This is a genomic window from Mycobacterium sp. NGS26 (assembly GCF_059813025.1).
The window spans coordinates 1-22,580 of the sequence record NZ_JCALDU010000001.1 but is presented as its reverse complement, the minus strand read 5'-3'; the positions used below and the strand labels follow the sequence as shown (position 1 = coordinate 22,580).

At 65.5% G+C, this 22,580-nt stretch carries 19 protein-coding genes and 3 rRNA genes; 17 read left to right on the top strand and 5 right to left on the bottom strand.

All coding sequences use genetic code 11. The features are described from left to right. Window positions 1–10 precede the first annotated feature (10 nt). The 8 genes from AC5Y6X_RS00110 (at window position 11) to AC5Y6X_RS00075 (ending at window position 7,109) form a co-directional block, all read left to right on the top strand. Complete coding sequence (locus tag AC5Y6X_RS00110) at window positions 11–256, top strand: F0F1 ATP synthase subunit C (RefSeq protein WP_066928722.1); 246 nt, start codon at window positions 11–13, stop codon at window positions 254–256. 20 nt (window positions 257–276) lie between these two features. Continuing rightward, window positions 277–792, top strand: a complete 516-nt coding sequence (locus AC5Y6X_RS00105) for a F0F1 ATP synthase subunit B (RefSeq protein WP_324676277.1) — start codon at window positions 277–279, stop codon at window positions 790–792. A 6-nt stretch (window positions 793–798) separates the two neighbouring features. Beyond that, entirely contained in the window at window positions 799–2,139 is a 1,341-nt protein-coding gene (locus AC5Y6X_RS00100; RefSeq protein ID WP_499983334.1) for a F0F1 ATP synthase subunit B/delta, read from the top strand. 61 nt (window positions 2,140–2,200) lie between these two features. Then, the gene (atpA, locus tag AC5Y6X_RS00095) at window positions 2,201–3,865 is read left to right on the top strand and encodes a F0F1 ATP synthase subunit alpha (protein WP_499983333.1); all 1,665 of its coding nucleotides are present in this window, start codon (window positions 2,201–2,203) and stop codon (window positions 3,863–3,865) included. Window positions 3,866–3,871: 6 nt separating this feature from the next. Then, window positions 3,872–4,792, top strand: a complete 921-nt coding sequence (locus tag AC5Y6X_RS00090) for a F0F1 ATP synthase subunit gamma (protein ID WP_499983331.1) — start codon at window positions 3,872–3,874, stop codon at window positions 4,790–4,792. Between the two features lie 22 nt (window positions 4,793–4,814). After that, the gene (atpD, locus tag AC5Y6X_RS00085; protein WP_324676269.1) at window positions 4,815–6,266 is read left to right on the top strand and encodes a F0F1 ATP synthase subunit beta; all 1,452 of its coding nucleotides are present in this window, start codon (window positions 4,815–4,817) and stop codon (window positions 6,264–6,266) included. Window positions 6,267–6,293: 27 nt separating this feature from the next. Next, window positions 6,294–6,659, top strand: a complete 366-nt coding sequence (locus AC5Y6X_RS00080) for a F0F1 ATP synthase subunit epsilon (RefSeq protein ID WP_324676267.1) — start codon at window positions 6,294–6,296, stop codon at window positions 6,657–6,659. Between the two features lie 6 nt (window positions 6,660–6,665). Beyond that, window positions 6,666–7,109 carry a DUF2550 domain-containing protein gene (locus AC5Y6X_RS00075; protein WP_324676265.1) on the top strand — a complete coding sequence of 148 codons (444 nt, stop codon included), beginning with the start codon at window positions 6,666–6,668 and terminating at the stop codon, window positions 7,107–7,109. Window positions 7,110–7,124: 15 nt separating this feature from the next. On the opposite strand, the gene AC5Y6X_RS00070 is transcribed toward AC5Y6X_RS00075, so the two are convergent. Next, window positions 7,125–7,706: a cob(I)yrinic acid a,c-diamide adenosyltransferase gene (locus AC5Y6X_RS00070; RefSeq protein WP_499983329.1), complete on the bottom strand. Its 582-nt coding sequence runs from the start codon at window positions 7,704–7,706 to the stop codon at window positions 7,125–7,127. 72 nt (window positions 7,707–7,778) lie between these two features. On the opposite strand from AC5Y6X_RS00070, the gene murA reads away from it, so the two are divergent. From murA to rrf, 4 genes are all read left to right on the top strand, one after another. After that, window positions 7,779–9,032 carry a UDP-N-acetylglucosamine 1-carboxyvinyltransferase gene (gene murA / locus AC5Y6X_RS00065; protein WP_499983327.1) on the top strand — a complete coding sequence of 418 codons (1,254 nt, stop codon included), beginning with the start codon at window positions 7,779–7,781 and terminating at the stop codon, window positions 9,030–9,032. 292 nt (window positions 9,033–9,324) lie between these two features. Further along, window positions 9,325–10,855, top strand: a 16S ribosomal RNA gene (locus tag AC5Y6X_RS00060). A gap of 286 nt (window positions 10,856–11,141) precedes the next feature. Further along, a 23S ribosomal RNA gene (locus AC5Y6X_RS00055) occupies window positions 11,142–14,246 on the top strand. 77 nt (window positions 14,247–14,323) lie between these two features. Continuing rightward, a 5S ribosomal RNA gene (gene rrf, locus AC5Y6X_RS00050) occupies window positions 14,324–14,437 on the top strand. The 16S, 23S and 5S rRNA genes sit together here, the layout of an rRNA operon. Before the next feature lie 120 nt (window positions 14,438–14,557). Here the strand turns inward: rrf and AC5Y6X_RS00045 are convergent. Beyond that, window positions 14,558–15,055 (bottom strand): methylated-DNA--[protein]-cysteine S-methyltransferase, encoded by a 498-nt coding sequence (locus tag AC5Y6X_RS00045; RefSeq protein ID WP_499983326.1) that lies wholly within the window; start codon window positions 15,053–15,055, stop codon window positions 14,558–14,560. Then, the gene (locus tag AC5Y6X_RS00040) at window positions 15,052–16,560 is read right to left on the bottom strand and encodes an AlkA N-terminal domain-containing protein (RefSeq protein WP_499983325.1); all 1,509 of its coding nucleotides are present in this window, start codon (window positions 16,558–16,560) and stop codon (window positions 15,052–15,054) included. Before AC5Y6X_RS00040 ends, AC5Y6X_RS00045 begins: the two co-directional genes overlap by 4 nt. A 77-nt stretch (window positions 16,561–16,637) precedes the next feature. Between AC5Y6X_RS00040 and AC5Y6X_RS00035 the strand changes: the two genes are divergently transcribed. Then, the gene (locus tag AC5Y6X_RS00035) at window positions 16,638–17,108 is read left to right on the top strand and encodes a VOC family protein (RefSeq protein WP_499983323.1); all 471 of its coding nucleotides are present in this window, start codon (window positions 16,638–16,640) and stop codon (window positions 17,106–17,108) included. On the opposite strand, the gene AC5Y6X_RS00030 is transcribed toward AC5Y6X_RS00035, so the two are convergent. Next, entirely contained in the window at window positions 17,105–18,715 is a 1,611-nt protein-coding gene (locus tag AC5Y6X_RS00030; protein ID WP_499983322.1) for an adenylate/guanylate cyclase domain-containing protein, read from the bottom strand. The two genes, AC5Y6X_RS00035 and AC5Y6X_RS00030, sit on opposite strands and share 4 nt — an antisense overlap. Before the next feature lie 44 nt (window positions 18,716–18,759). Here AC5Y6X_RS00030 and nucS point away from each other — a divergent pair, with 44 nt between their 5' ends. Both nucS and AC5Y6X_RS00020 read left to right on the top strand, forming a co-directional pair. Beyond that, window positions 18,760–19,440 carry an endonuclease NucS gene (nucS, locus tag AC5Y6X_RS00025; RefSeq protein WP_499983320.1) on the top strand — a complete coding sequence of 227 codons (681 nt, stop codon included), beginning with the start codon at window positions 18,760–18,762 and terminating at the stop codon, window positions 19,438–19,440. After that, a complete protein-coding gene (locus AC5Y6X_RS00020; protein WP_499983319.1) occupies window positions 19,440–19,727 on the top strand; it encodes an Rv1322 family protein in 288 nt (95 codons plus the stop codon). The genes nucS and AC5Y6X_RS00020 overlap by 1 nt, the downstream gene beginning before the upstream one ends. 9 nt (window positions 19,728–19,736) lie before the next feature. Here AC5Y6X_RS00020 and mce read toward each other — a convergent pair whose 3' ends face one another. Beyond that, a complete protein-coding gene (gene mce / locus AC5Y6X_RS00015; protein ID WP_324676247.1) occupies window positions 19,737–20,204 on the bottom strand; it encodes a methylmalonyl-CoA epimerase in 468 nt (155 codons plus the stop codon). A 79-nt stretch (window positions 20,205–20,283) separates the two neighbouring features. Here mce and AC5Y6X_RS00010 point away from each other — a divergent pair, with 79 nt between their 5' ends. After that, window positions 20,284–21,465 (top strand): acetyl-CoA C-acetyltransferase, encoded by a 1,182-nt coding sequence (locus AC5Y6X_RS00010; RefSeq protein ID WP_499983317.1) that lies wholly within the window; start codon window positions 20,284–20,286, stop codon window positions 21,463–21,465. A 143-nt stretch (window positions 21,466–21,608) separates the two neighbouring features. Beyond that, entirely contained in the window at window positions 21,609–22,523 is a 915-nt protein-coding gene (locus AC5Y6X_RS00005) for a tetratricopeptide repeat protein (protein WP_499983316.1), read from the top strand. Window positions 22,524–22,580 lie beyond the last annotated feature (57 nt).

Here is a 22,580-nt window from a genome sequence, read left to right as displayed (position 1 = left end):
GGAGAAGAGAATGGACCCCACTATCGCTGCCGGTGCACTCATCGGCGGTGGAATCATCATGGGTGGCGGCGCGATCGGAGCCGGTATCGGTGACGGTATTGCCGGTAACGCGCTGGTTTCGGGTATCGCCCGGCAACCCGAGGCGCAGGGCCGCCTGTTCACGCCGTTCTTCATCACCGTCGGTCTGGTCGAGGCGGCCTACTTCATCAACCTGGCGTTCATGGCGTTGTTCGTCTTCGCCACCCCCGTCACGTAGTTCGGTTGTGACGGGTTGCAATGGGTGACGTGAACCCTATGGTTTTGGCGGCCGGCCAGGTGATGGCAGAGGGCAAGGGGGGCAGCAACTTCCTTGTCCCCAACGGCACTTTCTTCTTCGTGCTGGCCATCTTCCTGATCGTGCTCGCCGTCATCGGCACCTTCGTGGTGCCGCCGATCCTGAAGGTGCTGCGCGAACGCGACGCCATGGTCGCCAAGACCGCCGCCGACAACAAGAAGTCGGCCGAGCAGTTCGAAGCCGCCCAGGCCGATTACGAAGCGGCCATGAAGGAAGCGCGCGTGCAGGCGTCGTCGTTTCGCGACAACGCCCGGGCCGAGGGCCGTAAGGTCGTCGAGGACGCGCGCGCCCGTGCCGAGCAAGAGGTGATGTCGACGTTGCAGGTGGCCTCCGAGCAACTGAAGCGGGAGAGGGACGCCGTGGAACTGGATCTGCGCGCCAACGTCGCAACGATGTCGGCGACGCTGGCCAGCCGAATCCTCGGCGTCGACGTGACCACCTCCGCCGCGACAAGGTAAGCGCCAATGTCGACCTTCATCGGACAGTTAATCGGGTTCGCGGTCATCGTGTTCCTGGTGGTGCGGTATGTCGTGCCGCCGGTGCGCAACTTGATGACCGCCCGGCAGGAGCTGGTGCGCCAGCAGTTGGCCGATGCCGCCGCGGCCGCCGACCGGCTGACCGAGTCGACCACGGCGCACAGCAAGGCGGTAGAGAACGCCAAGTCGGAGGCGAAGCAGGTCGTCGAAGAGGCCCAGACGGACGCGGCACGCATCACCGAGCAACTGCAGGCCCAGGCCGGCGTCGAGGCGGAACGCATAAAGGAACAGGGTGCCCGCCAGGTCGAGCTGCTGCGCACCCAGCTGACCCGCCAGCTTCGCCTGGAGCTGGGTCACGAATCCGTACGCCAGGCGGGCGAATTGGTGCGCAACCACGTCGCCGACCCGACGCAGCAGTCGGCCACCGTCGACCGGTTCCTGGACGAACTGGAGGCCATGGCGCCGGCCCCCGCCGAGGTCGAGTATCCGCTGCTGACGAAGATGCGCTCGGCGAGCAGGCGGGCCGTGGTCGATCTTTCGGATCGGTTCGGCACCGTCGCCAAAAGCCTTGACAACAAGGCGCTTTCCACCCTCTCCAGCGAGCTGGTCTCGGTGGCGAAGATGCTGGATCGCGAAATCGTGGTCACCCGGTATCTCACCGTGCCCGCCGAAGACGCGGGCCCCCGGGTCCGGCTGATCGAACGGCTGGTGTCCGGCAAGGTCGGCGACGCCACCCTCGAGGTGCTGCGGCTGGCCGTTTCCGAGCGCTGGTCGGCCAACTCCGACCTGGTCGATGCCATCGAGCACGTGTCGCGGCAGGCACTGCTGGAGGTCGCCGAGCGCGAGGACCAGGTCGACGAGGTCGAGGACCAACTGTTCCGGTTCTCCCGCGTTCTCGACGCACAGCCGCGGCTCGCGATCCTGTTGGGCGACTACGCCGTTCCCGCCGAGGGGCGGGTCGGGTTGCTGCGCAAGGTGCTCGAGGGCGCAAGCGGCCGGGTCAACCCGATCGCGGCCGCACTGCTGGCCCAGACCGTCGAGCTGCTGCGGGGCGAGCCGGCCGAAGAGGCGATGAAGTTCCTGGCGGAGGTCGCGGTGGCGCGCAGGGGCGAGGTCGTCGCACAGGTCGGTGCCGCAGCCGAACTCACCGACACCCAGCGCACCCGCCTCACCGAAGTGCTCCGCCGCATCTACGGGCATCCGGTCTCGGTGCACCTGCAGATCGACCCGGAATTGTTGGGCGGGTTGCTGATCGCGGTGGCCGACGAGGTGATCGACGGCACGCTGGCGTCCCGGCTGGCCGCCGCCCGAGCCCAGTTGCCCGACTGACGACCTAGCCATCACAACCCAGACCCACGCGAACGAAGATCAAGTAGGAAGACGAAAAGCCATGGCCGAGTTGACAATCTCCGCTGATGACATCCAGAGCGCGATCGAGGAGTACGTAGGCTCCTTCACCGCCGACACCGCCCGCGAGGAAGTCGGAACCGTCGTGGACGCCGGGGACGGCATCGCGCACGTCGAGGGCTTGCCGTCGGTCATGACCCAGGAGCTGCTCGAGTTCCCGGGCGGGGTCCTCGGCGTCGCCCTCAACCTCGACGAGCACAGCGTCGGCGCGGTGATCCTGGGTGACTTCGAGACCATCGAAGAGGGCCAGCAGGTCAAGCGCACCGGCGACGTCCTGTCGGTGCCCGTCGGCGACGCATTCTTGGGGCGGGTGGTCAACCCGCTCGGCCAGCCGATCGACGGCCGCGGGGACATCGAGACCGACGAGCGGCGCGTGCTCGAGCTGCAGGCGCCCTCGGTGGTGCAGCGGCAGGGTGTCAAGGAGCCGCTGCAGACCGGGATCAAGGCCATCGACGCGATGACCCCGATCGGCCGCGGCCAGCGCCAGCTGATCATCGGCGACCGCAAGACCGGCAAGACGGCGGTGTGCGTCGACACCATCCTCAACCAGCGGCAGAACTGGGAGAGCGGCGACGAGCAGAAGCAGGTTCGCTGCGTCTACGTGGCCATCGGGCAGAAGGGCACCACCATCGCCTCCGTCCGGCGCGCGCTGGAAGAGGGCGGCGCCATGGACTACACCACCATCGTCGCGGCGCCCGCGTCGGACTCGGCCGGCTTCAAATGGCTTGCGCCGTATACCGGTTCGGCGATCGCCCAGCACTGGATGTACGACGGCAAGCATGTGCTGATCGTCTTCGACGACCTGAGCAAGCAGGCCGAGGCCTACCGCGCGATCTCGTTGCTGCTGCGCCGCCCGCCGGGCCGCGAGGCCTACCCGGGCGACGTGTTCTACCTGCACTCGCGCTTGCTGGAGCGCTGCGCGAAGCTCTCCGACGATCTCGGCGGCGGCTCGCTGACGGGTCTGCCGATCATCGAGACCAAGGCCAACGACATCTCGGCCTACATCCCCACCAACGTCATCTCGATCACCGACGGCCAGTGCTTCCTGGAGTCCGACCTGTTCAACCAGGGCGTCCGGCCGGCCATCAACGTCGGTGTCTCGGTGTCCCGCGTGGGTGGCGCGGCACAGATCAAGGCCATGAAGGAGGTGGCCGGCTCGCTGCGTCTGGACCTGTCGCAGTACCGCGAGCTGGAGGCGTTCGCGGCCTTCGCCTCCGATCTGGACCCCACCTCCAAGGCGCAGCTGGCGCGCGGCGAGCGGCTGGTCGAGCTGCTCAAGCAGCCGCAGTACCAGCCCATGCCCGTCGAGGAGCAGGTGGTCTCGATCTTCCTGGGCACCGGCGGTCACCTGGACTCGGTTCCGGTGCAGGACGTCAAGCGGTTCGAATCCGAGCTGCTGGACCACATGCGGGCCTCGGAGGAGAAGATGCTGGCCGGGATACGGGAGAGCCAAAAGCTTTCCGAAGAGGCCGAGAATCAGCTCGTCGAGATCATCAAGCACTTCAAGAAGGGCTTCGCGGCAAGCGACGGCACGTCGGTGGTGCCCGACGAGCACGTCGAGCCCATGGAGGAGGAGGAGCTGGAAAAGGAGTCGGTGAAGGTCAAGAAGCCGGCGCCGGAGAAGAAAGAAAAGAAAGAGAAGAAGTAGCAACCCATGGCTGCCACACTTCGCGAACTACGCGGGCGAATCCGCTCGGCCGGGTCGATCAAGAAGATCACCAAGGCCCAGGAGTTGATCGCGACGTCACGCATCGGCAGGGCGCAGGCTCGGCTCGAGTCCGCCAGGCCGTACGCCTTCGAGATCACGCGGATGCTCACCACGCTGTCCGAGGAGGCCGCCCTCGATCATCCCCTGCTCGTCGAGCGCGCCGAACCGAAGCGCGCGGGAGTGCTGGTGGTGTCGTCCGACCGTGGTTTGTGCGGTGCGTACAACGCGAGCGTCTTCCGCCGCGCCGAGGAGCTGTTCTCCCTGCTCCGCGAGGAGGGCAAGACGCCGGTGCTGTACGTGGTCGGCCGTAAGGCGCTGAACTACTACACGTTTCGGAACTGGGACATCACCGAGTCCTGGACGGGTTTTTCCGAACAACCGAAATACGACAACGCCGCCGAGATCGGCTCGACACTGGTCGAGACGTTCATGCGGGGCTCCGGTGACGGTGACGAACTTCAGTCCGACACCCCCGCCGGCGTCGACGAGTTGCACATCATCTACACCGAGTTCAAGTCGATGCTGTCGCAGTCGGCGGTCGCCCACCGGATCGCCCCGATGGTGGTGGAATACGTCGAGGAAGAACCCGAAGTGCGCACCCTGTATTCGTTCGAGCCGGATGCCACAACGCTTTTCGACGCCCTGCTGCCGCGCTACCTGACCACCCGCGTGTATGCCGCGATGCTCGAATCGGCGGCATCGGAGCTGGCGTCCCGGCAACGGGCGATGAAGTCGGCCACCGACAATGCCGACGACCTCATCAAGGCCCTGACGCTGGAGGCCAACCGCGAGCGGCAGGCCCAGATCACCCAGGAAATCAGCGAAATCGTCGGTGGCGCAAACGCGCTCGCCGATGCCGCCAAGTAGCCCCACGAGGAAGCGAAGAGATATGACTGCTACCGCCGAAAAGGCCCGAAAGTCTTCGGACTCCGACACCAACGGCCGCGTGGTGCGGGTCACCGGGCCGGTCGTCGACGTCGAATTCCCGCGCGGTTCGGTGCCCGAGCTGTTCAACGCCCTGCACGCCGAGATCACCTTCGAGTCGCTGGCCAAGAAGCTCACGCTGGAGGTGGCGCAGCATCTCGGCGACAACCTGGTGCGCACGATCTCGCTGCAGCCCACCGACGGCCTGGTGCGCGGCGTCGAGGTCATCGACACTGGCGACTCGATCTCGGTGCCGGTCGGTGAGGACGTCAAGGGCCACGTGTTCAACGCCCTCGGCGACTGCCTGGACAAGCCCGGCTACGGAGCCGACTTCGACCACTGGTCGATTCACCGCAAGCCGCCGGCCTTCGAGGAGCTCGAGCCGCGCACCGAGATGCTCGAGACCGGCCTGAAGGTGGTCGACCTGCTGACCCCGTACGTGCGTGGCGGCAAGATCGCCCTGTTCGGCGGTGCCGGGGTGGGCAAGACGGTGCTGATCCAGGAGATGATCAACCGCATCGCCCGCAACTTCGGCGGAACCTCGGTGTTCGCCGGCGTCGGTGAGCGCACCCGCGAGGGCAACGACCTGTGGGTGGAGCTCCAGGAAGCCAACGTGCTCAAGGACACCGCGCTGGTGTTCGGTCAGATGGACGAGCCGCCCGGCACGCGTATGCGCGTGGCGCTGTCCGCGCTGACGATGGCGGAATGGTTCCGCGACGAGGCGGGCCAGGACGTGCTGTTGTTCATCGACAACATCTTCCGGTTCACCCAGGCCGGGTCCGAGGTGTCGACCCTGCTGGGCCGCATGCCGTCGGCGGTGGGATACCAGCCCACGCTGGCCGACGAGATGGGCGAGCTGCAGGAGCGCATCACGTCGACGCGGGGACGGTCCATCACGTCGATGCAAGCGGTCTACGTGCCCGCCGACGACTACACCGACCCGGCGCCCGCGACGACGTTCGCGCACCTGGACGCCACCACGGAGCTGTCCCGTTCGGTGTTCTCGAAGGGCATCTTCCCGGCGGTGGACCCGCTGGCGTCGAGCTCGACCATCCTGGACCCGGGTGTGGTGGGAGAGGAGCACTACCGCGTGGCGCAGGAGGTCATCCGAATCCTGCAGCGCTACAAGGATCTTCAGGACATCATCGCCATCCTCGGTATCGACGAGCTGTCCGAGGAGGACAAGCAGTTGGTGAACCGGGCGCGGCGCATCGAGCGGTTCCTGTCGCAGAACATGATGGCGGCCGAACAGTTCACCGGCCAGCCGGGTTCGACCGTTCCGGTCAAGGAGACCATCGAGGCGTTCGACCGGCTGACCAAGGGCGAGTTCGACCACGTGCCCGAGCAGGCCTTCTTCTTGATCGGCGGCCTCGACGACCTGGCGAAGAAGGCCGAGAGCCTGGGCGCCAAGCTGTAACCGCGTGGAGTCGAAAGGTGGTGTGACATGGCGGAATTGAATGTCGAGATCGTCGCGGTCGACCGCAAGATCTGGTCCGGTGCGGCGACGTTTCTGTTCACCCGCACCACCGTCGGCGAGATCGGCATACTGCCCCGCCACATCCCGTTGGTGGCCCAGTTGGTCGACGACGCCATGGTGCGCGTCGAACGCGAGGACGAAGAAGATCTGCGGATCGCGGTGGACGGTGGCTTCTTGTCGGTGACCGAGGAGAGCGTCAGCATCCTGGCCGAATCCGCGGAGTTCGCCTCGGAGATCGACGAGGCCGCCGCCAAAGAGGATTCCGAATCCGACGATCCCCGTATCGCCGCGAGGGGCCGCGCCAGACTGCGCGCCGTCGGCGCGATCGACTAACCGCCGATGAGCGCGCCCATGGTCGGCATGGTCGTGCTCGTGGTCGTGCTCGGGGCCGCGGTCCTCGCCCTGAGTTATCGGTTGTGGAAGCTGCGCCAGGGCGGAACGGCGGGGATCATGCGGGACATCCCCGCGGTCGGAGGTCATGGCTGGCGGCACGGCGTGATCCGCTACCGCGGCGGCGAGGCCGCGTTCTACCGGTTGTCCAGCCTGCGGTTGTGGCCCGATCGCCGGCTCAGCCGCCGGGGTGTGGAGATCGTGACCCGACGGGCGCCGCGCGGCGACGAGTTCGACATCATGACCGACGAGATCGTCGTCCTGGAACTGCGCGACACGACGCAGGACCGCAGGTCCGGCTACGAGCTCGCGCTGGACCAGGGCGCGCTGACCGCATTCCTGTCGTGGCTGGAGTCCCGTCCCTCACCGCGCGCACGCCGCCGCAGCGTATAGGCGTTGCGGCGCAGGCTAACTCCCGCTCGCGCCGCCGCCGGGTTTCCACAGCACATCCCCGTCGGGGTTGGCCACCCGCGACAGGATGAAAAGCAGATCCGAGAGCCGGTTGAGATACTTGGCCGGCAGCACGCTCACGCCTTCCGGATGGGAATCGACGGCCGCCCAGGCCGACCGCTCGGCCCGACGCACCACCGTGCGGGCGACGTGCAACAACGCCGACAACGGCGAACCACCCGGCAGCACAAAGGAATTCAGCGCCGGCAGCGACTCGTTGTATTTGTCGCACCACCGTTCGAGCCGGTCGACGTAGGCCTGCGGCACTCGTAGCGGAGGGTGTTCGGGGTTTTCCACCACCGGGGTGGACAGATCGGCGCCGGCGTCGAACAGGTCGTTCTGGATCTGCCGCAAGACGCCGGCGAGTTCCTCGTCCGGCTGACCCAGCGCGATGGCCACGCCGATCGCGGAATTGGCCTCGTCGCAGTCCGCGTACGCCACCAGCCGCGGATCATTTTTCGAGACCCGCGAGAAGTCGCTCAACCCCGTGGTGCCGTCGTCGCCGGTTCGGGTATAGATGCGGGTCAGGTGTATCGCCATGAGCCAAACCGTACTCGTCTGACCTCCTCGGCTGACTGACAAGCCGCCACCCGCTTCACTACACTGACGCGGGTGTCCGAGCGATTCGTGGTGACCGGCGGCAACCGGTTGTCAGGCGAAGTCGCTGTTACCGGCGCCAAGAACAGCGTGCTGAAACTGATGGCAGCGACGCTGCTGGCCGAAGGCACCAGCACCATCACCAATTGCCCCGACATCCTCGACGTGCCGCTGATGGCGGAGGTGTTGCGCGGCTTGGGCGCCACCGTCGAACTCGACGGCGACGTCGCGCGAATCACCTCACCGGACGAGCCCAAGTACGACGCCGACTTCGCGGCGGTGCGCCAGTTCCGGGCCTCGGTCTGCGTGCTCGGGCCGCTGGTCGGGCGCTGCAAGCGGGCCAGGGTGGCGCTGCCCGGCGGTGACGCGATCGGGTCGCGCCCGCTGGACATGCATCAGGCGGGCCTGCGGCAGCTGGGCGCGGACTGCAACATCGAGCACGGCTGCGTGGTCGCCCAGGCGGACAGGCTGCGCGGCGCGGAGATCCAGCTGGAGTTTCCCTCCGTGGGTGCCACCGAGAACATCCTGATGGCCGCGGTCGTGGCCGAGGGCGTCACCACCATTCACAACGCGGCGCGCGAACCCGACGTGGTCGATCTGTGCACGATGCTCAACCAGATGGGCGCGCAGGTCGAAGGCGCGGGTTCGCCGACGATGACCATCACCGGCGTGCCCCGGCTGCACCCCACCGAGCACCGCGTGATCGGGGATCGCATCGTCGCCGCGACGTGGGGCATCGCCGCCGCCATGACCCGGGGCGACATCTCGGTGACGGGTGTCGACCCCGCGCATCTTCAGGTTGTGCTGCACAAGCTGCACGACGCGGGCGCGACGGTCACCCAGACGGACACCAGCTTCCGTGTGACCCAGTACGAGCGGCCCAAGGCGGTCAACGTCGCGACGTTGCCGTTCCCCGGCTTCCCGACCGACCTGCAGCCGATGGCGATCGCCCTGGCATCGATCGCCGACGGCACGTCGATGATCACGGAAAACGTGTTCGAGGCCCGCTTCCGGTTCGTCGAGGAGATGATCCGGCTCGGCGCCGACGCCCGCACCGACGGCCACCACGCCGTGGTGCGCGGCCTGCCACAACTTTCCAGCGCGCCGGTGTGGTGCTCGGACATCCGCGCCGGCGCCGGCCTGGTGCTCGCGGGGCTGGTCGCCGACGGCGACACCGAGGTCCACGACGTCTTCCACATCGACCGTGGCTACCCGCTGTTCGTGGAGAACCTGGCCATTTTGGGAGCCGAGATCGAGCGGGTAGAGTAGCGCGAGGTAATGCCCGACGGGCCCGGTCGCACCTCAAGCTGACCGAAACCGGGGCTTGACCGCCTGCCGGACTTATATTAAGCTGGCAGGGTTGCCCCGAAGCGGGCGAAAACAAGCGTGAGTGTTGTTTGAGAACTCAATAGTGTGTTTGGTGGTTTTCAAATTTGTTGTTGTTTTTTTGACCATACTTTGCACCCCCCGTGTGTGGGTATGGTCGTTTTTTGACGCCAGATATTGGTGTCTTGTCAGGTATCTCTGATTGTAAATTCACCTCGTTTAGTCGAGGGGTTTTTGTTTGGAGAGTTTGATCCTGGCTCAGGACGAACGCTGGCGGCGTGCTTAACACATGCAAGTCGAACGGAAAGGCCCCTTCGGGGGTACTCGAGTGGCGAACGGGTGAGTAACACGTGGGTAATCTGCCCTGCACTTCGGGATAAGCCTGGGAAACTGGGTCTAATACCGGATATGACCACGAGGCGCATGCCTTGTGGTGGAAAGCTTTTGCGGTGTGGGATGGGCCCGCGGCCTATCAGCTTGTTGGTGGGGTGACGGCCTACCAAGGCGACGACGGGTAGCCGGCCTGAGAGGGTGTCCGGCCACACTGGGACTGAGATACGGCCCAGACTCCTACGGGAGGCAGCAGTGGGGAATATTGCACAATGGGCGCAAGCCTGATGCAGCGACGCCGCGTGGGGGATGACGGCCTTCGGGTTGTAAACCTCTTTCACCATCGACGAAGGTCCGGGTTTTCTCGGATTGACGGTAGGTGGAGAAGAAGCACCGGCCAACTACGTGCCAGCAGCCGCGGTAATACGTAGGGTGCGAGCGTTGTCCGGAATTACTGGGCGTAAAGAGCTCGTAGGTGGTTTGTCGCGTTGTTCGTGAAATCTCACGGCTTAACTGTGAGCGTGCGGGCGATACGGGCAGACTGGAGTACTGCAGGGGAGACTGGAATTCCTGGTGTAGCGGTGGAATGCGCAGATATCAGGAGGAACACCGGTGGCGAAGGCGGGTCTCTGGGCAGTAACTGACGCTGAGGAGCGAAAGCGTGGGGAGCGAACAGGATTAGATACCCTGGTAGTCCACGCCGTAAACGGTGGGTACTAGGTGTGGGTTTCCTTCCTTGGGATCCGTGCCGTAGCTAACGCATTAAGTACCCCGCCTGGGGAGTACGGCCGCAAGGCTAAAACTCAAAGGAATTGACGGGGGCCCGCACAAGCGGCGGAGCATGTGGATTAATTCGATGCAACGCGAAGAACCTTACCTGGGTTTGACATGCACAGGACGCGTCTAGAGATAGGCGTTCCCTTGTGGCCTGTGTGCAGGTGGTGCATGGCTGTCGTCAGCTCGTGTCGTGAGATGTTGGGTTAAGTCCCGCAACGAGCGCAACCCTTGTCTCATGTTGCCAGCGGGTAATGCCGGGGACTCGTGAGAGACTGCCGGGGTCAACTCGGAGGAAGGTGGGGATGACGTCAAGTCATCATGCCCCTTATGTCCAGGGCTTCACACATGCTACAATGGCCGGTACAAAGGGCTGCGATGCCGTAAGGTTAAGCGAATCCTTTTAAAGCCGGTCTCAGTTCGGATTGGGGTCTGCAACTCGACCCCATGAAGTCGGAGTCGCTAGTAATCGCAGATCAGCAACGCTGCGGTGAATACGTTCCCGGGCCTTGTACACACCGCCCGTCACGTCATGAAAGTCGGTAACACCCGAAGCCAGTGGCCTAACCCTCGGGAGGGAGCTGTCGAAGGTGGGATCGGCGATTGGGACGAAGTCGTAACAAGGTAGCCGTACCGGAAGGTGCGGCTGGATCACCTCCTTTCTAAGGAGCACCACGAAAAACACCCCAATTGGTGGGGTGTGAGCCGTGAGGGGTTCTCGCCTGTAGTGGGCGAGGGCCGGGTGCGCAACAGCAAACGACCGCCAGACACACTATTGGGCCCTGAGACAACACTCGGCCAGACCGTGTGGAGTCTCCCCATCTTGGTGGTGGGGTGTGGTGTTTGAGTATTGGATAGTGGTTGCGAGCATCTAAATGGATGCGCTGCTCTTCGAAAGTCGGGCGGCGGATCCATTAAATGTGTAATTTTTATCTTTGGTTTTTGTGTTAGTAAGTGTCTAAGGGCGCATGGTGAATGCCTTGGCATCGAGAGCCGATGAAGGACGTGGGAGGCTGCGATATGCCTCGGGGAGCTGTCAACCGAGCGTTGATCCGAGGATTTCCGAATGGGGAAACCCAGCACGAGTTATGTCGTGTTACCCGCATCTGAATATATAGGGTGCGGGAGGGAACGCGGGGAAGTGAAACATCTCAGTACCCGTAGGAGAAGAAAACAATTGTGATTCCGCTAGTAGTGGCGAGCGAACGCGGAACATGGCTAAACCGCACGCATGGGTAACCGGGTAGGGGTTGTGTGTGCGGGGTTGTGGGATCGATACGTCTCAGCTCTACCCGGCTGAGGGGCAGTCAGAAAGTGTCGTGGTTAGCGGAAGTGGCCTGGGATGGTCCGCCGTAGACGGTGAGAGCCCGGTACGCGAAAACCCGGCGCCTGCCTTGTATCGACTCCCGAGTAGCAGCGGGCCCGTGGAATCTGCTGTGAATCTGCCGGGACCACCCGGTAAGCCTAAATACTTCTCGATGACCGATAGCGGATTAGTACCGTGAGGGAATGGTGAAAAGTACCCCGGGAGGGGAGTGAAAGAGTACCTGAAACCGTGTGCCTACAATCCGTCAGAGCCTCCTTGTGGGGTGATGGCGTGCCTTTTGAAGAATGAGCCTGCGAGTCAGGGACATGTCGCGAGGTTAACCCGTGTGGGGTAGCCGCAGCGAAAGCGAGTCTGAATAGGGCGTATCCCCGTAAGGGGTGTAGTGGCGTGTTCTGGACCCGAAGCGGAGTGATCTACCCATGGCCAGGGTGAAGCGCGGGTAAGACCGCGTGGAGGCCCGAACCCACTTAGGTTGAAGACTGAGGGGATGAGTTGTGGGTAGGGGTGAAAGGCCAATCAAACTCCGTGATAGCTGGTTCTCCCCGAAATGCATTTAGGTGCAGCGTTACGTGTTTCACCACGGAGGTAGAGCTACTGGATGGCCGATGGGCCCTACTAGGTTACTGACGTCAGCCAAACTCCGAATGCCGTGGTGTATAGCGTGGCAGTGAGACGGCGGGGGATAAGCTCCGTACGTCGAAAGGGAAACAGCCCAGATCGCCGGCTAAGGCCCCTAAGCGTGTGCTAAGTGGAAAAGGATGTGCAGTCGCAGAGACAACCAGGAGGTTGGCTTAGAAGCAGCCACCCTTGAAAGAGTGCGTAATAGCTCACTGGTCAAGTGATTGTGCGCCGATAATGTAGCGGGGCTCAAGCACACCGCCGAAGCCGCGACAACCGCAAGGTTGGGTAGGGGAGCGTCCCCCATTCCGCGAAGCCGCCGGGTGACCGGTGGTGGAGGGTGGGGGAGTGAGAATGCAGGCATGAGTAGCGATAAGGCAAGTGAGAACCTTGCCCGCCGTAAGACCAAGGGTTCCTGGGCCAGGCCAGTCCGCCCAGGGTGAGTCGGGACCTAAGGCGAGGCCGACAGGCGTAGTCGATGGACAACGGGTTGATATTCCCGTACCCGTGTGTGAGCGTCCCTGACGAATCAGCGGTACTAACCACCCAAAACCGGATCGACCATTCCCCTTCGGGGGCGTGGAGGTTCGGGGCTGCGTGGGACCTTCGCTGGTAGTAGTCAAGCAATGGGGTGACGCAGGAAGGTAGCCGTACCAGTCAGTGGTAACACTGGGGCAAGCCCGTAGGGAGAGCGATAGGCAAATCCGTCGCTCACTAATCCTGAGAGGTGATGCATAGCCGGTTGAGGTGAATTCGGTGATCCTCTGCTGCCAAGAAAAGCCTCTAGCGAGCGCACACACGGCCCGTACCCCAAACCAACACAGGTGGTCAGGTAGAGCATACCGAGGCGTACGAGATAACTATGGTTAAGGAACTCGGCAAAATGCCCCCGTAACTTCGGGAGAAGGGGGACCGGCATACCGTGAACAGCCTTGCGCTGGGAGCGGGAACCGGTCGCAGAAACCAGCGAGAAGCGACTGTTTACTAAAAACACAGGTCCGTGCGAAGTCGCAAGACGATGTATACGGACTGACGCCTGCCCGGTGCTGGAAGGTTAAGAGGACCCGTTAACCCGCAAGGGTGAAGCGGAGAATTTAAGCCCCAGTAAACGGCGGTGGTAACTATAACCATCCTAAGGTAGCGAAATTCCTTGTCGGGTAAGTTCCGACCTGCACGAATGGCGTAACGACTTCTCGACTGTCTCAACCATAGACTCGGCGAAATTGCACTACGAGTAAAGATGCTCGTTACGCGCGGCAGGACGAAAAGACCCCGGGACCTTCACTACAACTTGGTATTGGTGTTCGGTACGGTTTGTGTAGGATAGGTGGGAGACTGTGAAACCTCAACGCCAGTTGGGGCGGAGTCGTTGTTGAAATACCACTCTGATCGTATTGGACACCTAACGTCGAACCGTATATCCGGTTCACGGACAGTGCCTGGCGGGTAGTTTAACTGGGGCGGTTGCCTCCTAAAATGTAACGGAGGCGCCCAAAGGTTCCCTCAACCTGGACGGCAATCAGGTGTTGAGTGTAAATGCACAAGGGAGCTTGACTGCGAGACTGACACGTCAAGCAGGGACGAAAGTCGGGATTAGTGATCCGGCACCCCCGAGTGGAAGGGGTGTCGCTCAACGGATAAAAGGTACCCCGGGGATAACAGGCTGATCTTCCCCAAGAGTCCATATCGACGGGATGGTTTGGCACCTCGATGTCGGCTCGTCGCATCCTGGGGCTGGAGCAGGTCCCAAGGGTTGGGCTGTTCGCCCATTAAAGCGGCACGCGAGCTGGGTTTAGAACGTCGTGAGACAGTTCGGTCTCTATCCGCCGCGCGCGTCAGAAACTTGAGGAAACCTGTCCCTAGTACGAGAGGACCGGGACGGACGAACCTCTGGTACACCAGTTGTCCCACCAGGGGCACCGCTGGATAGCCACGTTCGGACAGGATAACCGCTGAAAGCATCTAAGCGGGAAACCTTCTCCAAGATCAGGTTTCTCACCCTTTTAGAGGGATAAGGCCCCCCGCAGAACACGGGATCGATAGGCCAGACCTGGAAGCCCAGCAATGGGTGCAGGGAACTGGCACTAACCGGCCGAAAACTTACCAACACAAATCGCAACCACAATCCATGCCCACGGCAATTGTCGTGGCACCACACCCCCCACCAGAACAAATTACATAGAGTTACGGCGGCCACAGCGACAGGGAAACGCCCGGTCCCATCCCGAACCCGGAAGCTAAGCCTGTCAGCGCCGATGATACTGCCCCGTTAGGGTGGAAAAGTAGGACACCGCCGAACATACAAAAACGCCCCCGGGAAACCGGGGGCGTTTTTACATTCTAATTGCCCGCGAGGGTGCGCGTTTGTACGGTGACTCGCCGATACGAGCGTACAACTGCGCACGCTCGAACAGGGACCTCAGTCGAATAGCGTCGGATGCGCGGGCGAGTAGGTTTTTTCCAAGGCCAGCAGGGCTCGCTTCCGGTCCAGCCCGCCGCCGTATCCGGTCAGGCTGCCGCCGGCGCCGATGACGCGATGGCAGGGAACGACGATCGCGATCGGATTATGGCCGTTGGCCAGCCCGACGGCGCGCGCGGCGCCGGGGGCGCCGATCTGTTCGGCGATTTCGCCGTACGACCTGGTTTCCCCGTAGGGGATCGTCAGCAGGGCCTTCCAGACCCGCCGCTGGAATTCGGTGCCGCGCAGGTCGAGCTCGATGTCGAAGTCGGTGAGGTCGCCGGCGAAATAGGCGCCCAGTTGGTCGACGGCGTCCCCGAATGCCCCGGGATCGGCCGACCAGCCGGCGCGGCTGGGCTCGTAGGTCTGGTCGACCATCCGCAGGTTTGTCAGCGCCGGGCCGTGCCCGGCCAGGGTCAACGGGCCGATCGGGCTGTCGATGGTGCGGTAGTGGATCATGCTGTCTCCTTTGCCGGCTCCCGAGGTGGCCAGTGGTTCACCGGATGCTCGAGGGTCGTCCACAGATGCTGGACGGCGTAGGAGCGCCAGGGACGCCAGCGCGCGCCGTGATCCAGCAGGTTCCGTCCGTCCGCGGGTAGGCCCAGCCGCTCGGCGGCCAGCCGAAGGCCGAGGTCGCCGACCGGAAACGCGTCGGGGTCGCCGAGGCCGCGCATCGCGATCACCTCGGCGGTCCAGGGACCGACGCCCGGCAGGGCGAGCAATTGCCTTCGCGCGCCTTCCCAGTCACTTCCGCTGTCCAGGACCACGGTTCCGTCGGCCAGGCCCGCTATCAGGGCGCTCAGCGTCCGCCGCCGCGCCTCGGGCACGGCCAGATGGGCGGGATCGATCTCGGCGAGCTCTTCGACGGACGGGAAGGTGTGGGTCAGCGCGCCCGCGGGATCGTCGACGGGCCGGCCGTACGCGGCGACCAGCCGAGCGGCGTGGGTGCGGGCGGCCTTGGTCGATACCTGTTGGCCCAGCACGGCGCGCACGGCGAGTTCGGCCTCGTCGACGGTGCGCGGAATGCGTTGTCCCGGAGCCGTTTCCACCACCGGGCGCAGGTCCGGGTCGCGGCCGAGCGCCTCGACGATCGCTTCGGGATCGGCGTCGAGGTCCAGCAGCCGGCGGCAGCGGGCGATCGCGGTCGTGAGGTCGCGGAAGTCGTCGAGCGTGAGCAGGCAGCGGACGTGATCGGCGGCCGGTGTCAGGCTGACCACCGCGTTCCCGGCGGACAGCCGCAGGCTGCGCCGGTACGCTCCGTCGCGCACCTCCTCGCAGCCCGGCACGGCGCCGGCCGCGAGGTGACCGAAGGCGCCGTCGTACGCGAACGGCGTGCGGACCGGGAGGCGAAGGCTGAGCGTCCCCGCCGACGCGGCGCCGGAGTTCGGCGATCCGGGCCGCGTCGCCGCGTGCTTGCGCAGCGCCGTCGGGGTGCCGTCGAACACCAGCCGGACGGTGTCGTTGAACTGGCGGATGCTGGAGAACCCGGCGGCGAAGGCGACGTCGCCGAACGGCAGTCGGGTGGTCTCGATCAGCAGCCGGGCCGTCTGCGCCCGCTGCGCGCGGGCCAGCGCGAGCGGACCCGCGCCGACCTCGGCCTGCAGCAGCCGCTCCAGCTGGCGGGTGGTGTAGCCGAGGTGGGCGGCCAGGCCGGCGACGCCCTCGCGGTCCACGGTGCCGTCGGCGATCAGCCGCATCGTCCGCGCGACGACGTCGCCGCGCACGTTCCACTCGGGCGAGCCCGGGGAGGCGTCGGGGCGGCACCGCTTGCAGGCCCGGAACCCCGCGCGTTGTGCGGCCGCCGCGGTCGGGTAGAACCTGACGTTACGAGCGAAGGGAGGCCGCACCGGGCAGCTGGGCCGGCAATAGATCCGCGTCGTCAGCACCGCGGTGACGAACCAGCCGTCGAACCGGGCGTCCTTGGACTGGACCGCCCGGTAGCAGCGCTCGAAGTCTTCGTGCACGCTTCAACAGTTACACCAGCCCGCCGACAACACTGGCGGAAAACCGACATCGTCGTAAACCCAACGCGAGGAGCCTCATGACCCAGCCGCAGCCCGTCGCCGTGGAGAACTTCTCCCACGTCTGCATCGGCGTCTCCGACATGGACAGGTCGCTGGCGTTCTACACCGCGGTGCTGGGCATGGACGTCGTTTTCGACGTCGAACTGGAGGGCGCCGGGCTCGATGCCGTGACGGGCGGCGCCGCGCAAAACGGCCGCATGGTCGGCGGGTTGATCGGCGGCGCGATGGTCGAGCTGCTCTTCCTGGGCGACCTGCCCGCGGGCCCGCGCGGGCCGCACCTCGGCTATACCAATGTGTCGTTTCGCGTCGCCGACCTGGACGACGCCTACGAAGCCCTCCGGCGTGACCATCCCGGGGTGCGTGCCGACGCGGCGGTCGACATCGGGGGTGTGCGGATGTTCTTCGTCTACGACCCCGACGACACGCCCATCGAGATGCTCGAGCTGCCCGCGGGCGCGCGCACCACCCAGGAGCTTTGGCGGCCCTAGGCGCCGACGGGAACGGCCAGCCGGATCGGGCTGTCGTGCCCGCGCAGTGTCACGGTGTCACCCAAAGACCAACGGGCGCTTTCCGTTTCGCTCGCGCCCCGCACGGCATCGGCGGTCGCCAGCAACCGGCCCGGATGCGACTTGGCAAGTTCGCACAGCCGCGCGGCCTCGTTGACGGGCTCGCCGATCACGGTGTATTCGAACCGCTCCTGGGTGCCGACGTTGCCCGCGACGACCTGGCCCGCCGCCACGCCGATGCCGGCATCGAGCTCGCACATCTCGCTGGCAAGGCGCTCGCAGATGGCCCGCCCGGTGGCCAGCGCCTCGTCCTCGGGGCAGTCGAGGTGATTCGGCGCGCCGAAGATGGCCAGCGACGCGTCGCCTTCGAACTTGTTGACGAGTCCGTGGTGTCGGTCCACCTCCTCGACGACGATCGCGAAGAACCGGTTGAGCACCGCAACGACCTCGGTGGGGGGTTGACTGGTCACCAATTGCGTGGAGCCGACGATGTCGATGAAAACGACTGCGACATGGCGTTCTTCGCCGCCGAGCTTCGGTCGGTCGCGTTCCGCGGCCAGGGCGACCTCGCGCCCGACATGCCGCCCGAAGAGGTCGCGGACGCGTTCGCGCTCACGCAGACCGTCGACCATCGCGTTGAAACCGCGCTGCAGCTCACCGAGTTCGGTGCCGTCGAAGACCACCAGGTTGCCCCGAAGGTTGCCCTCCTCGACGCGCCGGAGCGCCGCGCGCACCACGCGGACCGGTGTCGCCGTCAGCCAGGCCAGGATCCACATCAGCAGGCACCCGAACACCAGCGTGGCGAACGACACGATCAGCACGCCGACCGCGAACTGGGTCTCGGTCAGGTTGCGCATCAAGATCTGGAACATCGCCAGCAGGCCGATGCCGATGACCGGCACGCCCGAGCCCAGGAACCAGACCATCATGGTCCGGCCCATGATCCCCGACGTCAGCCGCCGTGGCGGCGGTCCGGCCTCGAGGGCCTGGGCGGCCACCGGGCGCAGCGCGAACTCGGCGAGAAGATAGCTGCCGGTCGCCACCAGCACCCCGCAAAAGGTCACACAGACCAGGAACCGCGGGATGAACACCGTGTTGACGAGGCCGTAGAGGATCGTCGACACAACCGCCCCGATGCCCCACAGGATGAGGTCGAAGGCGGCGATGCGCCACGGCACCAGGAAGGTGTTGCGCTCGTCGACACGGCCGGGTTTGCGCTCCTCGATCGCCCAGCGCAGCGCGAGCACCGTCCGCCGGGTGATCCAGTACGCGCCCACCGCCAAAGCGCTTGCGACATAGGCCGGCACGACCCCGAACGTGAGCCACGCGGGTGCGTCGTCGAACACGCTCGGCTCGGGAATCGCGACCGTCACCAACAGCAGCACGACGCCGATGCCAAGGAGGTTCGCCCCCAGCACCAGCACGGTCATGATGACCTGGATGCGGACTCGCCGGCGGCTCTGGGTCTCCGACACCCGCCCCAACAGCAAGGAGCCGTACGCCGGGGTCTCCGGCAGCCGGCCGCTCTGACGGGTCACCGCCTCGAGCACCCGGCCGATCCGTTTTGCCAGGGTCATGTTGGCCGACATGGTGGCGCCAGCCTATTTGTCGGTCACGCTCTAAGGTGAATCGGGTGCGTCTAGTGATCGCCCAGTGCACCGTCGACTACCTCGGCCGACTCACCGCGCATCTGCCGTCCGCGCGCCGATTGCTGCTGTTCAAGGCCGACGGGTCGGTCAGCGTCCATGCCGACGACCGCGCCTACAAGCCGCTGAACTGGATGAGTCCGCCGTGCTGGCTGAGCGAGGAGCAGGGCGGCTCCGGCGACCAGGTGCCGGTGTGGGTGGTGGAGAACAAGGCGGGCGAACAGCTGCGCATCACCGTCGAGCACATCGAGCACGATTCCACCCACGACCTGGGTGTGGACCCCGGCCTGGTCAAGGACGGCGTCGAGGCTCACCTGCAGGCGTTGCTCGCCGAGCACGTTCAGCTGCTGGGCGAGGGGTACACGTTGGTCCGCCGCGAGTACATGACCGCGATCGGGCCCGTCGACCTGCTGTGCCGCGACGAACTCGGCGGCTCGGTCGCGGTGGAGATCAAGCGGCGCGGCGAGATCGACGGCGTGGAGCAGCTCACCCGCTATCTCGAGTTGCTCAACCGGGACAGCCTGCTGGCGCCGGTGAAGGGGGTGCTCGCCGCGCAGCAGATCAAGCCGCAGGCGCGCACGCTGGCCAGTGACCGCGGGATTCGTTGCGTGACACTGGATTACGACAAGATGCGCGGCATGGACAACGACGAGTACCGGCTGTTCTGATGCCCAGGCGTAGCGAACCGCGACGTCGGCAGCCTCCGCCGCCTTTGCCGCCGCGCCGGGTGGAAACTGGGCCCGACGGCCACGATTACGAAGTGCGTCCGGTCGCGGGGGCCCGGGCCGTCAAGACCTACCGCTGCCCCGGTTGCGACCACGAAATACGTTCCGGCACGGCACATCTGGTGGTGTGGCCGACCGATTCAGCCGGCGGTGTCGAGGACCGGCGGCATTGGCACACGTCGTGCTGGACCAACCGCGCGACCCGCGGTCCCACCCGACGGTGGTCTTGATTTCCAGGCTTAGGAAGCCTGGTCAACCAACTCGATCAGCACCCCGCCGGCGTCCTTGGGGTGGATGAAATTGATCCGCGTGTTCGCTGTGCCACGCCTGGGCGTTTCGTAGACCAGGCGCACGCCCTGTGAGCGGAGTCGTTCGCTGAGGCTGTCGAGATCGCGCACGCGGACGGCCATCTGCTGGATGCCCGGGCCGCGCTTGTCCAAGAACTTCGCGATCGTGGAGGAGTCGTCGATCGGGGCCATCAACTGGATCTGCGCGCCGCCGTTCGGGGCGCCGGGCACCGAGAGCATCGCCTCGCGGATTCCCTGGTCGTCGTTGACCTCCTCGTGCACCAGGATCATGCCGAGGTGGTCGTGGTACCAGGTGATCGCGGCGTCCAGGTCGGCGACCGCGATGCCGACGTGATCGACCGCCGTCACCAGCGCGGTGGACAAAACCTGACGGGCGTCGACTTGATCGGTCGTCATCACACAACGGTAACCTGACGGCAAAGATTGCGCATATCCGGGGAGGCCGAACCGGCCGTCCGCGCAGGTACAGGAGGTAGTTGTGACGACGTCGGTGATAGTTGCTGGAGCGCGGACACCCATCGGCAAGCTGATGGGTTCGCTGAAGGATTTCTCGGCCACTGACCTGGGCGGCATCGCGATCGCCGGAGCGCTGGAAAAGGCCAAGGTGCCCGCCTCGGCGGTCGAGTACGTGATCATGGGCCAGGTGCTGACGGCCGGGGCCGGCCAGATGCCCGCGCGGCAGGCGGCGGTGGCGGCCGGGATCGGCTGGGACGTTCCGGCGCTGACCATCAACAAGATGTGCCTGTCCGGGATCGACGCCATCGCGCTCGCCGACCAGCTCATTCGCGCCGGCGAGTTCGATGTGGTGGTGGCCGGCGGCCAGGAGTCCATGACCAAGGCCCCGCACCTGCTGATGGACAGCCGCTCGGGCTACAAGTACGGCGATGTGACGGTCTTGGACCACATGGCCTACGACGGCTTGCACGACGTGTTCACCGACCAGCCGATGGGCGCGCTCACCGAGCAGCGCAACGACATCGACAAGTTCACCCGCCAGGAACAGGACGAGTTCGCCGCCCGGTCGCACCAGAAGGCGGCCGCGGCGTGGAAGGACGGTGTCTTCGCCGACGAGGTGGTGCCGGTGAACATCCCGCAGCGCAAGGGTGATCCGCTGCAGTTCACCGAGGACGAGGGGATTCGCGCCAACACCACCGCCGAGTCGCTGGCCGGGCTGAAACCGGCGTTCCGCCGCGACGGCACCATCACCGCCGGTTCGGCGTCGCAGATCTCCGACGGGGCGGCCGCGGTCGTGGTGATGAACAAGGACAAGGCGCAGCAGCTGGGGCTCACCTGGCTGGTCGAGATCGGTGCGCACGGCGTTGTGGCCGGGCCCGACTCGACGCTGCAGTCGCAGCCGGCCAACGCGATCAAGAAGGCGCTCGCCCGTGAGGGCATCACCGTCGACCAGCTCGACGTGGTGGAGATCAACGAGGCGTTCTCGGCGGTGGCGCTGGCGTCGACCCGGGAGCTGGGCGTGAACCCCGAGATCGTCAACGTCAACGGGGGCGCGATCGCCGTCGGGCACCCGATCGGCATGTCAGGTGCCCGGATCACGCTGCATGCGGCGCTGGAATTGGCGCGCCGCGGCTCGGGTTACGGGGTCGCCGCGCTCTGTGGGGCCGGCGGGCAGGGCGACGCGCTGATTCTGCGGGCCGGTTAGCCGGCTCGGCGGCGTTGCTGGGGCGCACCGGACTCGGGTGTTTGTGATCTTCGTCATACGGGCCGAGCAGGGCCATTTTGAGCGGCTGAGCGCGGCAACCACCGGGTGGATCGGTAACCGCGGCGCATGACAGACTTGACTCCGTGACTCGTCCGCGACCCTCGATCGGACCCGCCTTGACCGGCGCAGTCGACCTGTCCGGCCTAAAGCAGCGAGCTCAACAGAACGCCGCGGCCGGCGGGCCCGGCGGGCAGGCCGCTGCGGCGCCGCCGGGCGCCACGGAGGTCACCGAGGCCAACTTCGAGAACGAAGTCCTGATCCGGTCCGACGAAGTTCCGGTGGTCGTGCTGCTGTGGTCACCGCGCAGCGACGCCTGCGTCCAGCTGGTCGACACGCTGGCCGGCCTGGCCTCCCAGGACGGTGGCAAGTGGTCGCTGGCGACGGTGAACGTCGACGTGGCGCCCAGGGTGGCCCAGATATTCGGCGTCGAGGCGGTTCCCACCGTGGTGGCTTTGGCCGCCGGGCAGCCGATCTCGAGCTTCCAGGGCGTGCAGCCGCCCGACCAACTGCGTCGCTGGCTGGACTCGTTGCTTTCGGCGACGGCCGGCAAGCTGAAGGGCGCGGCCGGTTCCGAGGAGGCCGAGCAAGTCGATCCGGAGTTGGCGCAGGCCCGCCAGCAGCTCGAGGCCGGCGACTTCGAGGCCGCCAGGGCGTCGTATCAGGCGCTGCTGGACGCGAATCCCGGCAGCGTGGAGGCGAAGGCGGCGATCCGGCAGATCGACTTCCTCACTCGCGCAACGGCGCAACCCCCGGACGCCGTCGCGGTCGCCGACGCCGCGCCGGGCGACATCGAGGCCGCGTTCGCGGCCGCCGACGTGCAAATCCTCAACCAGGATGTCAGTGGCGCGTTCGAGCGGCTGATCGCGTTGGTGCGCAACACATCCGGGGACGAGCGCACGGCGGTGCGCACCCGGCTGATCGAGCTGTTCGAGCTGTTCGATCCGGCCGACCCCGAGGTTGTCGTCGGTCGACGCAACCTCGCCAACGCGCTCTACTGACCTTTCGCGAGCAGACGTAAAAGCCCCCGAAACCTATGGTTTTCGGGGGCGTTTACG

Coding starts and splice junctions, on each gene's coding strand:
- AC5Y6X_RS00110 (WP_066928722.1), top strand. CDS start 11: ATGGACCCCACTATCGCTGCCGGTGCACTCATCGGCGGTGGAATCATC.
- AC5Y6X_RS00075 (WP_324676265.1), top strand. CDS start 6,666: ATGAGCGCGCCCATGGTCGGCATGGTCGTGCTCGTGGTCGTGCTCGGG.
- AC5Y6X_RS00030 (WP_499983322.1), bottom strand. CDS start 18,715: ATGTCGGCCAACATGACCCTGGCAAAACGGATCGGCCGGGTGCTCGAG.
- AC5Y6X_RS00100 (WP_499983334.1), top strand. CDS start 799: ATGTCGACCTTCATCGGACAGTTAATCGGGTTCGCGGTCATCGTGTTC.
- atpD (WP_324676269.1), top strand. CDS start 4,815: ATGACTGCTACCGCCGAAAAGGCCCGAAAGTCTTCGGACTCCGACACC.
- AC5Y6X_RS00105 (WP_324676277.1), top strand. CDS start 277: ATGGGTGACGTGAACCCTATGGTTTTGGCGGCCGGCCAGGTGATGGCA.
- AC5Y6X_RS00070 (WP_499983329.1), bottom strand. CDS start 7,706: ATGGCGATACACCTGACCCGCATCTATACCCGAACCGGCGACGACGGC.
- atpA (WP_499983333.1), top strand. CDS start 2,201: ATGGCCGAGTTGACAATCTCCGCTGATGACATCCAGAGCGCGATCGAG.
- AC5Y6X_RS00090 (WP_499983331.1), top strand. CDS start 3,872: ATGGCTGCCACACTTCGCGAACTACGCGGGCGAATCCGCTCGGCCGGG.
- AC5Y6X_RS00020 (WP_499983319.1), top strand. CDS start 19,440: ATGCCCAGGCGTAGCGAACCGCGACGTCGGCAGCCTCCGCCGCCTTTG.
- AC5Y6X_RS00035 (WP_499983323.1), top strand. CDS start 16,638: ATGACCCAGCCGCAGCCCGTCGCCGTGGAGAACTTCTCCCACGTCTGC.
- AC5Y6X_RS00080 (WP_324676267.1), top strand. CDS start 6,294: ATGGCGGAATTGAATGTCGAGATCGTCGCGGTCGACCGCAAGATCTGG.
- AC5Y6X_RS00045 (WP_499983326.1), bottom strand. CDS start 15,055: ATGATCCACTACCGCACCATCGACAGCCCGATCGGCCCGTTGACCCTG.